General features: G+C 58.7%; 8 protein-coding genes and 2 pseudogenes. 5 read left to right on the plus strand and 5 right to left on the minus strand.

What is annotated here, in order from left to right; translation table 11 throughout:
* Positions 1–151 precede the first annotated feature (151 nt).
* Entirely contained in the window at positions 152–436 is a 285-nt protein-coding gene (locus tag D3227_RS39100; protein ID WP_120019321.1) for a hypothetical protein, read from the minus strand.
* Positions 437–654: 218 nt separating this feature from the next.
* On the opposite strand from D3227_RS39100, the pseudogene D3227_RS43990 reads away from it, so the two are divergent.
* Together D3227_RS43990 and D3227_RS39105 are read left to right on the plus strand one after the other, a co-directional pair.
* Positions 655–867: pseudogene (locus D3227_RS43990) on the plus strand (transposase); the annotation flags it as partial.
* Between the two features lie 106 nt (positions 868–973).
* Positions 974–1912 carry an IS701 family transposase gene (locus tag D3227_RS39105; protein ID WP_281035065.1) on the plus strand — a complete coding sequence of 313 codons (939 nt, stop codon included), beginning with the start codon at positions 974–976 and terminating at the stop codon, positions 1910–1912.
* A 9-nt stretch (positions 1913–1921) separates the two neighbouring features.
* Here the strand turns inward: D3227_RS39105 and D3227_RS39110 are convergent.
* Positions 1922–2991 (minus strand): IS630 family transposase gene (locus D3227_RS39110; RefSeq protein WP_120019322.1). Its coding sequence is split into 2 segments (ribosomal slippage): positions 1922–2505 and positions 2505–2991, totalling 1071 coding nucleotides; the frame shifts between segments, so codons are not numbered across the junction.
* Between the two features lie 310 nt (positions 2992–3301).
* Between D3227_RS39110 and D3227_RS39115 the strand changes: the two genes are divergently transcribed.
* A complete protein-coding gene (locus tag D3227_RS39115; RefSeq protein WP_147377813.1) occupies positions 3302–3793 on the plus strand; it encodes a hypothetical protein in 492 nt (163 codons plus the stop codon).
* A 733-nt stretch (positions 3794–4526) separates the two neighbouring features.
* Here D3227_RS39115 and D3227_RS39120 read toward each other — a convergent pair.
* From D3227_RS39120 to D3227_RS39130, 3 genes are all read right to left on the minus strand, one after another.
* Complete coding sequence (locus D3227_RS39120; RefSeq protein WP_120019324.1) at positions 4527–6404, minus strand: cell wall hydrolase; 1878 nt, start codon at positions 6402–6404, stop codon at positions 4527–4529.
* A gap of 16 nt (positions 6405–6420) precedes the next feature.
* Complete coding sequence (locus D3227_RS39125; RefSeq protein ID WP_167481064.1) at positions 6421–7686, minus strand: peptidoglycan-binding domain-containing protein; 1266 nt, start codon at positions 7684–7686, stop codon at positions 6421–6423.
* Between the two features lie 428 nt (positions 7687–8114).
* Complete coding sequence (locus D3227_RS39130) at positions 8115–8318, minus strand: beta-barrel domain-containing protein (protein ID WP_342634052.1); 204 nt, start codon at positions 8316–8318, stop codon at positions 8115–8117.
* A gap of 310 nt (positions 8319–8628) precedes the next feature.
* Here D3227_RS39130 and D3227_RS43560 point away from each other — a divergent pair.
* A pseudogene (locus tag D3227_RS43560) lies at positions 8629–8863 on the plus strand (PQQ-dependent sugar dehydrogenase); the annotation flags it as partial.
* 109 nt (positions 8864–8972) lie between these two features.
* Positions 8973–9204, plus strand: a 232-nt coding sequence (locus D3227_RS39140) for an IS630 transposase-related protein (RefSeq protein ID WP_147377814.1), incomplete at its 3' end; no start/stop codon positions are given.

Raw genomic sequence — 9204 nt, forward strand, 5'->3', positions numbered from 1 at the left:
GGTAGCGCTTGGTCTTCTTGGCGATCTTGGCCATCCGGCCACGGCTCTGTTCGGTCCACATCCACAGCTTGAATCACAAACCAGCCTCCGCCGAAATCCCAATTTTCCGATTTTCCAAACGGCCTCTAAGCTCGACTTTGTACGTTCTTGGTCAGGTCCAGGTCCAGAAAAGGCTGTTGGTTGCGATGTGGCTGAGCGCCTGATCGAGGGGCAGGACACAGCCGCCCATATCGTCGATGTCTTCCCATTTTCGGCGGTGTGACCAGTAGGCGATGCTGACCTCATCGCCTCTGCCGGTCGGCTTGAGACGGGCGATCGGCGCCTCGGTTGCCAGCAGGTACAGGTGGTAGGCACCTTTGTCCTGGTAGCAGCCAACGCCGCCACCATTGGCCTCGTCGAACGCTTCGATGCGCAGGGCCACGTCGTCCTTTTCCATTGTGCAGTCATAGCTGCCGCGGGCCCGAGCAGGCCTGATTCACTTCGCCGCACGGTCATTGCCTTGCAACATGTGCTGGCCGGGATTCGAAGCATGGGATGCTGCACCATCCCAGCGCCGCTGTCGGCGATGCCGTTCCCCAGATCCTGCGCCAGTGGCTTCAAGCGTTGCGCACCTGCTTCACAGCGCCCAGTTGGGAACATGTCCTTGTTCTGGTCATGGGAGCTTTGCTGGCGCCGGGCAAGCGGACCGTCAGTTCCTGCCTACGCATGACCGGCCGGGCCGAGGCCGCCAACTTTGCAAGCTACCACCAGATCCTCAACCGAGCCTGCTGGAGCCCCCGCAGCATTGCCAGGCGATTGCTGGGCCTTGTGGTCGAACGGCTCGTGCCAGATGGCCTCATCGTCATTGGCATGGACGACACCATCGAACGACGATGGGGACGCCGGATCGGCGCACGGGGCATCTACCGGGATCCAGTGCGCTCCAGCCATGGCCATTTCGTCAAAGCCAGTGGGCCTGCGCTGGTTGAGCTTCATGGTGCTGACCCCGGTGCCATGGACAAGCCTGGTAAAGGCCTTGCCGGTCTTGACCCTGCTTGCTCCGTCCGAGCGATCCGACCATCAACGCGGGCGGCGCCACAAGCTGCTGACCGACTGGGCGCGGCAGGGCGCACTGCAACTCTGTCGCTGGCTGCCGGGGCGCCGCATCATCTTCGTGGGCGACAGCAGCTTTGCCGTCCATGAACTGGCCCATGCCATCACTGCCAGGGCAACGCTCATCAGCCGGCTGCGACTGGATGCCAGCCTGTTTGCGCCGCCGTCAAAGCGGACCACGCGCACCGTCGGTCGGCCAGCGCAAAAAGGTCCAGCGCTACCAAAGCTCAAGACACTCCTGTCCAACCCCGCCACGACCTGGGCCAGGATCATCGTGTCCGCCTGGTATGGCCATGTCGAAGGCAAGACGCTCGAGATCACGTCTGATACCGCCTTGTGGTACAGGCCCGGTACCCCGGTAATGCCGATCCGCTGGGTGCTGGTCCGGGATCCCGATGGCAAACGCGCCCCTCAAGCCTTCTTCAGCACGGACATCACCCTCGAGCCCGCCGAAATCATCGCCCTGTTCGTCCGCCGCTGGCAGATCGAGGTCACGTTCGCTGAGACCCGTGCCCACCTTGGCGTTGAGACCCAGCGGCAATGGTCCGACAAGGCCATTGCACGAACCACCCCGGCATTGCTCGGGCTCTACAGCTTCATATCGCTATGGGCCTGCGATCTGCTCACCGGCACTACCACCCCATACGCCGCAGCGTGGTACCGAAAAACCAGCCTGACGTTCAGCGACGCCATCGGCGCCGTCCGCCTCGCAATCTGGATCGGCGATATTAATCAACACTCCCCGCCAAACCGGGAGCGACAAAATATCCCGCAAGAGCGCATCCTGCGAATGGCGCAAGCCCTGTGCTTCGCCACCTAATACCAACGGTCAATTTGATTGACCGACGTGAGCCCATTCGCGCATTCCGATTGATGTGATGGTGTTTGGTCGTTCGATGAGCTCGCGCCAGGCCCCGCACGCGGCGTCGATGATGGCGTCGTAGCCTTCGAAGACGCGATTTGAGAGCCAGTTCTGGCGCAGATACTGCCAGACGTTCTCGACGGGGTTCAGCTCCGGCGCGCGGGGCGGCAGGAAGATTAGCGTGATGTTCTTGGGCACTTTCAGTTTGGCGGTGGTGTGCCAGCCGGCGCGGTCGAGCAGCAGAACGGCATGAGCGCGCCTGGCAACATGGCGGCTGATCTCGTCGAGATGAAGTTGCATGGCCTCCGTGTCGGCGAAGGGCAGCGCCAGCCCGGCTGCTATGCCACGCGCCGGGCAGATGGCGCCGAACAGATAGGCGCTCTTGTAGCGCTGGTCGGCCGGCTGACGGGGCCGCGTGCCGCGCCTGGCCCATTGCCGCACGATGCCATTCTTCTGGCCGATGCGGGCTTCGTCCTGGAACCAGATCTCGACCGGCTTACCTTTGGGCAGGTCGGCCAGATGGGCGCTCAGCGTGCGCGGGAAGTTTTTTTATACGCCTCGACGATCTCGCCGTCCTGGCCCGGATGAAGTGGCCGGGCGCTGATATGGGAGAAGCCGAGCTGCTTCAAAAGCGTTCCGACGTAGCGCTCGTGATAGTCGACGCCGAAGCGTTCCTTGATGAGCCTCTGGAGATCAATGCGCCGCCAGCGCACGACGCCGTCGACGGCCCGGTCCGGCCCGGTCTCGACGATCCGTGCCAGTTCCGCCTTCTGCGACACCGACAGGCGCGGCTCCGGCCCGCCGTTCCAGGCGTCCTCGAGGCCGTCCGGACCAGCGTCGTTGAAACGGTGAACCCAATCCCGCAGGGTCTGCCGGTCCATGCCGCCGACCCGGGCCGCATCCTCACGGCTCATCCCGTCGAGAACCGCTGCCAACGACAGCAGCCGACGGCTCTGCTTGCTATCCTTCGAACTCTTGGCCCGCCGCCGCAACTCGGCTGCCGAATAGTCCGTCCGCATCTTGATCGCTGATCCCATGGCGCGAATCCTCCTCGCCCCAATGGAATCACGGTTCCGCTCACTCCGGTATCCCAAGAGAGTCAGCCGTCAGATCCTTTAGTATAACGTACAAAGTCGAGCTAAGGGAGCGCCGGAACTCAAGGCAAGCGAAGAGCCAGCGCTTCGTGCGCTACTCCTTGAGGTTCTTGAAGAGACCCATTGGACGAAGAACCGAAAATTCTACTCACGTCCAATTCAAAAGAGCGCAACACGCCGGATTGTCTGGGCTGGCCTATTCTCTTTCGTTCTTTTCTTGCTGCCATACGTCTGGATATACGCACATATTTTTATGGAGTCTCGCGAAACAGCTTCCGTCGAACATAAATTACCGGCGGAACTCCTAGTTGGTCTCCCCTTCTATACCGCTCTTACAGCAGGTTTGTTTGGTGCATACTTCAGCCGGCTTCTTTATATCCAGACGACAGCAGGCAGCATGTCCGTGGGCGAACTAAAAACTGCGAAAGAATTTACTTCGATATTCCTGAGGGGCGTCGTTGGAATGTGCGGTGCACTGGTGGTATTTTTCTTTCTCCGTTCAGGTATGGTCTCTGGCAAACTGTTTCCCGAATTTGCCGAGCTGAGCGTAAGGGAGGGAGCGGTCCCTCTGTTCGGTGCAGAAGGCCTCGAGAAAGGTTCCATCCGTCAGGTTTTGCCGAGCCAGGCTCTAGCTCTGCTCGCCATCTGGTGCTTCCTGGCCGGCTTCTCAGAGCGGTTGGTGCCAAGCATTTTGTCTTCTACGGAGCAGACGCTCGGGGACGCCGCGCGGGGAACAAAGAAGTAACTTGGCGGAGAGGTGCCGGAACGGTCGACTATCCATGTTTGTGACCAATCCTGCTGTTGCCATGCAGCCAGCGGTTGCCGTGAGCGTCATGTCTAGGGGAATGACCGAGAGATGGAAAGCCATCCAAGTGCTTGGGCAATCCGAACGACTTCTCGAGCCTTCGTCAGACGTCTGTTTCTGGCGCGCAAAGTCGACGCTAACGTCGCGACGATCTGTGTAGGTCCGGAAATGGCGCAAAGCAAACCAAGGCGGCCAAAGGAATGTCGTTGCTACCGCCGTGGCCCCTTGGGGTCGTACCAGACGATCCGTGCGGGATCGTTCATCGCCGGATCCAGCACTCTATCCAGTCGATCTCAGGAAGCGAACGTTTGACGCCTTAATATCTTGGGCGTCCATTGCTGGTCCGCCACCAGACGGCGTGCGGAAGATGTTGGCGTATTCAGCCCCGCCCTACTAACGGCGACAGGCATCAGTGCGCGTCGTCCGGTGGTTGCGGCGATCGATCGATGGATGGATGGGGACCAGGAGGTCCCGCGCAAGCAACACATACGGCCAAACGGATACAGGAAAATCTTGTCCGCGGAGAACAGCCAATTGAGCCATGATCCGAGAAAGCCCGTCTGGAAACAAAGCTACGCAGCGAACCGTCGGATAAATCTCTCCACCAATCCAAAGTTTGGGCAAGTGCTTTCACAGATACCACCGAATATGACCGGGTAAGTGATGTTATCTCCTAAGACCTTACCGCGAAATGTATATGGTTTCCATGTTGGTTGATCGTAGCGTCATCGAAGGAGTGCGGGCTGCCCCCGTTGAAGTTGAAACGGTTTGTTTTTTGGCCAATCTTACGGGAGTCGAAGATGATCTCGTCGATTCCAAAAGCATCGACCACGGATTGTACCGCAACCTTTGGCAAGAGCTTCCCGGCGACATCCTCATTACCAATGTCCACGGCTTGGCCCAGTTGATGGAAGCTGCCGCCACCAGGGCGAACAATCGAGCTTATTTCGATGAACGTGTCGACAACGCTTGCCAGGTGAAGAACCAGCCGCCGAAGGGATGGAGTTGCCGAACCATCGGTTCCGGTACCAAGGAGCATGCTTCGAAACTTGTCTTTCGGCGGTTGGAAACGAATCTTGTCCTTGGCAATATGGTCACGTAGAAGCTTGGTTACCTCGTCGTCGCCTGCCGGGACCGATAGAGCGGCCATGGCGGAACCATCGCCGTTGAATGCATGTCCCCGGCCCGCGTGGAAGATCACGTAGGGTCCGGGCGGCTTGTAGAACGATCCGCCCTTCCTCGGGAATCCATGATAGTGTACGGATTTGGTGTCGGGATTGCCGCCGATAAACGTTGGATGCGCCCTTACCTCCGCTCCCCAGTCCGGATTTGATGCGTGAGGATTGAAGAAGTGCATTGCGCCCAAAATGACGCTGGAACCACCGGAGGCGCGCCTTTTTAAGTGCGCGTCGACGATCGCAGACACCTCCAGTGACGGATCCAATTCGCGCCAGGTTTTGTTCGGCGTCGCCAGGATTGGCGAAAACTGAAACTTCTCGTCGATAACCGCCTGGATGGTGTTTTCGAATTCGGTTGAGTTGTCGACCATTCGATTGAACACAGTATCGACGACTGCGCCCACCCCATCGACAAGCACCTGTTCTCCAAACTTTTCAAAAACCCCCACCTCCTTGCTGCACAGGCGACCGAGCGCATCGACGTCGTCGGGCTCCACCTTGATCACCTCGCCCTTGAAGTTGGCGGGGACATCGTTGAAGCTCGCGTCTGAACCATCGGGCAGTTCGACCGAAAAGTCGCGTAGAAGCGTCGCTGCCCGATCCAAACCTGCCTGCAGTGCCTCACCGCAACGCTCTAGGAACGTGGACACGACCGCGTCGACGCCGGCATTCATCGTCAGCACGCCGCGATTGGCCAGCAGGTCCTGCAGCGCGCCTACGCTGAGGCCAAGCTCATCCAGCATGTCGCCGAGCTTCTTGGTCTGCGCTGAAGGCTCCCGCAGCGCTATCGCAGCCTTTGCGCCGAAGATATGCGCTAGGTACAGGTCGATTGATGTTACGAAGCGCTGCAGGTCTTTGGTCAAGACTTCGGCATCCTGCCTGCTCTTAAGTCCCACCGCGAGACATTGCTGATCGGGGAAACTCAGTCCCGCGTCACGCAGCCCCAGTTCCCGTCCACGATCGCTTTCCGCGACCAGCTTCCAGTCATCTTTGGTAAACCGATATGGCGCGAAAGCGCCCTTGCTGTCGTCCTTCGCTGTTATGACTCCGTTTCTCCAGTCGTCCCTGCTCTCCACGTGGGCAACAGCCAACAAGTAGCCCGCATTGGTTTGGAGGTCCTTGGCAACGGCGACGGCAACGGCCGCCAGTTCCGTTTCGTTTATCGAACGGACGAGCGCCGTTTCACGCAGGTTATCCGGGCGCGTCCACCCTGCTGTACCTTTGTCGTCAACATTGATCCATTGCTTGCCGTCCGCAGAATTTGCTTCACCGAGCACCGTCAACTCTGTTTCGGCCAGAATGAAATGCTCGGTAAGCTCTCCTCCCGCCTTCGATCTGAGAAAGAAGCCGAACTTCGCGATTGCTGTCGTCATTGCCGTGCTCTCACCATTAGCTCACTATCAGATCAAAAGTCTTCTTATCCAATATGCCTGTGGCGGGCAGCTGCTTACTTTGCTGAAACACTTTAAGCGCCTCGCGCAAGTTAGGTCCAAAGCTATCACCTTTTTCTATCTTTGCCACTAGTTCGGGAGAAATCTTTTCTTTAATCATGGTCGCAATGAAGCGTTCCTTGAACTCCATGACGTTCTGAGCTTCTGGAAACAAGAACATCTCAAACGTGTTGTTATTCCACGCGTTGCAACGCGCCTGCGATCCCTTTGAAAGTATCGCCAGGCGCTGATCCGGACCATTGATGGTTCTGCGAGCATCACTGTCTGGTATTTTGACGGTGTAGGCCCAGGCAAGCTTGAACTGCTCGATGGCGAGCCTCGTCTTGCTCTCCAGACCGCCGAAGTTTCCGTCATCCTTCACGCAAAGCGCCTGCTGAATGAGCTTGCCATCCGAAAGGTCGATGTCCCTTTCATAGTTGGTTATTGCGCCGCTGATCCTCGTGGGATCTCGTGGTGGCACGACGATGGGCGAATTAGGATTTTTCGGTACGAATCTCGCTTGACCCCGCTCACTCTCCCTCAGGGCAGCATTCGGAGAAACTTGCATGCCGCCCACGGTCAGAAGCTGCGGCGCAGCCAAGGTGCTCGAGGTATCGGCGACGAAGTTTGTATTGTCGACGGCCTTGTCGATGAGCGACACGATCGTGGGTACGCGGCAAAGGTCGAGGTAGCCGGCGATCGCGTTCATGGCCAAGACCTCATGGGTGTAGTCGCCGGCGCGCCTCATCGTCTGTTCTCTGTAGGCAGACTGAGCCCGGTTTACCAATTGAAGAACGCGTGATGGCCCAAGATCCACCAGACGAACGATTTGGTAGTTGTCGATGGTCGATTTCGCGAGGCCAAGGGAAGCAGCGACATAGCCTATCGCTTCCAGAGATGTGCCTGCGAACGACATTATGGCAATGGCCGCCGTCCCGATGTCCGAGATCTGGTTGCGCGTGGCGCGCAAATTCCGCTCAGCAACAAACAGGCTGTTCAAAAAGGGTTTGCAAAGGTCCTCGTCGACATAGTCATAGCCCCCAAGGACTACCAGCTTCCAGTCAGGCGATTCCGGACCCGGCTTTGCCGGGAGGCCCGAATACTCGACCATCGAAGCGACCACGCCCACCCTGTTGTTTGCCGCAGCCTTCACTCGATCGGCCCGAAGAACCATTGAAGATTCAGGATCCGTCGTGCATGCGCTCACGAAGATGATCGTCAGCAATGTTAAGATCGAACGAATTCTTTGCGTAGCGTTGAGAAACCGTATCATTCCGTCCCTCTGTTGTCGCACATCAATTCGCAGGCAACTGCCCCGACACAACGGACAAAGACGAGGAGATGATAGCCACCACCGCGCCGATTCGAGCCGCAATGCAACGTCCGGCGCCCGCTGTGCACACAAAACTACAACCCAGATCGATGATCGAGAGTGACCGGCACCCGCGAGACTATAATGCGAGGCCGCCTACTTGGTGTTCCGTTGTCTGCCGGCCTAGCCTCATTAGGGACGCCTTGTTCGACGCCAGCGTTGCCAAGAATATCCGATCGCGTAATTCTCCCGTCTAGGTTATTGTCGACCCGGCGGCACATGGGGCGGGGCGAGGACGAAGCGGAAAAAGCTCACGGACAAGGCCCTACGTGAGACGCGGCTCACTCCTCCCGGAACGACCTTTGGATCTGATCAGCTAGGGGTTTCACGAGATAGGAAAGCATGGTGCGGCTACCGGTCGAGAAGAACACCTCGACCGGCATCCCAGGCGCCAGGGTCAATCCTTTGATCCTGGCGAGTTCCTCGCGCGGCAGAACGACGTGCACGGTGTAGAAGCCGGCGCCGCTTCGCTCATCGACGCTCAAGTCGAATGGCTCGGATCGTTTAGGATTCCCAAATGACCGCCCAGCCTAGCAACAGCTGCAGAGGAAAAATCTCATGCGAAGCATAAATCAGGAGTCTCTATCCGGACACCGGCAAAGCTGGTCTATCGCCTCTCGTGCCGCGATTGCATCTATCATCATCGCAGCGGCCGGGAACGCCTGCGCGCAGGATTTCAACCTGGCGCCGCCCAACGCCGCAGATCAGCGGCCGGCGTTCCCAGGTCAAAACGCGCGCTCCGGTAATCAACGACAGCACCCAGTTGATAGTTGATAAGCACTGTGGTCGCGGAAGGGCCTTGAGAACCCTTGGGGCATGGCGGAGTTGCCGGATGGCGGATGGCTTGTAACGGAACGCCCTGGACGCATGCGCCTTGTGCGGTCCGACGGGACAGTGTCTGAGCCGATCCAGGGGATACCTGAGGTCGTGGCACGGTTGCCAAGGCGGGCTCCTCGATGTGGCCGTTTGCGATGATTTCAACGAGACGACGCGAGGAAGGTGTGCGGGTAGCGCGCCGCGGTTGGGCCGTAGCTTCACCGTGCACCTAGAGCGGTTTTCCCTTAATCGGAGTCGTTTGTTTGCAGTGAACGGCTTGTTCTGATTCCCTGATCGAAGTGATTTGCGGAAGGAGCAGCGGCATGGCACGAGCTTACAGCCTGGATTTGCGGACGCGTGTTATCGAGGCGATAGAGGCAGGCCTGTCGACCCGAGAAGCGGCACGGGGGTTTGCGATCGGGATATCGACGTCTGGTGCATGGTATCGGGCCTGGCGTTCGAGCGGCAATCTGGAACCTGGGCGGCAGGGTAAGCCGAAGGTATCGAAGCTGGACGCGCACGAGACTTTCATTCTCGCCTTGGTCGAGACCGATG

This window comes from Mesorhizobium waimense, from assembly GCF_003601975.1.
GTDB classification, from domain to species: Bacteria; Pseudomonadota; Alphaproteobacteria; order Rhizobiales; family Rhizobiaceae; genus Mesorhizobium; species Mesorhizobium waimense.

Bases quoted from the DNA above. Each gene is read 5' to 3' on its own strand.
- D3227_RS39105 (WP_281035065.1), top strand. From the start codon at position 974: ATGGTGCTGACCCCGGTGCCATGGACAAGCCTGGTAAAGGCCTTGCCG.
- D3227_RS39120 (WP_120019324.1), bottom strand. From the start codon at position 6,404: ATGACGACAGCAATCGCGAAGTTCGGCTTCTTTCTCAGATCGAAGGCG.
- D3227_RS39115 (WP_147377813.1), top strand. From the start codon at position 3,302: ATGGAGTCTCGCGAAACAGCTTCCGTCGAACATAAATTACCGGCGGAA.
- D3227_RS39100 (WP_120019321.1), bottom strand. From the start codon at position 436: ATGGAAAAGGACGACGTGGCCCTGCGCATCGAAGCGTTCGACGAGGCC.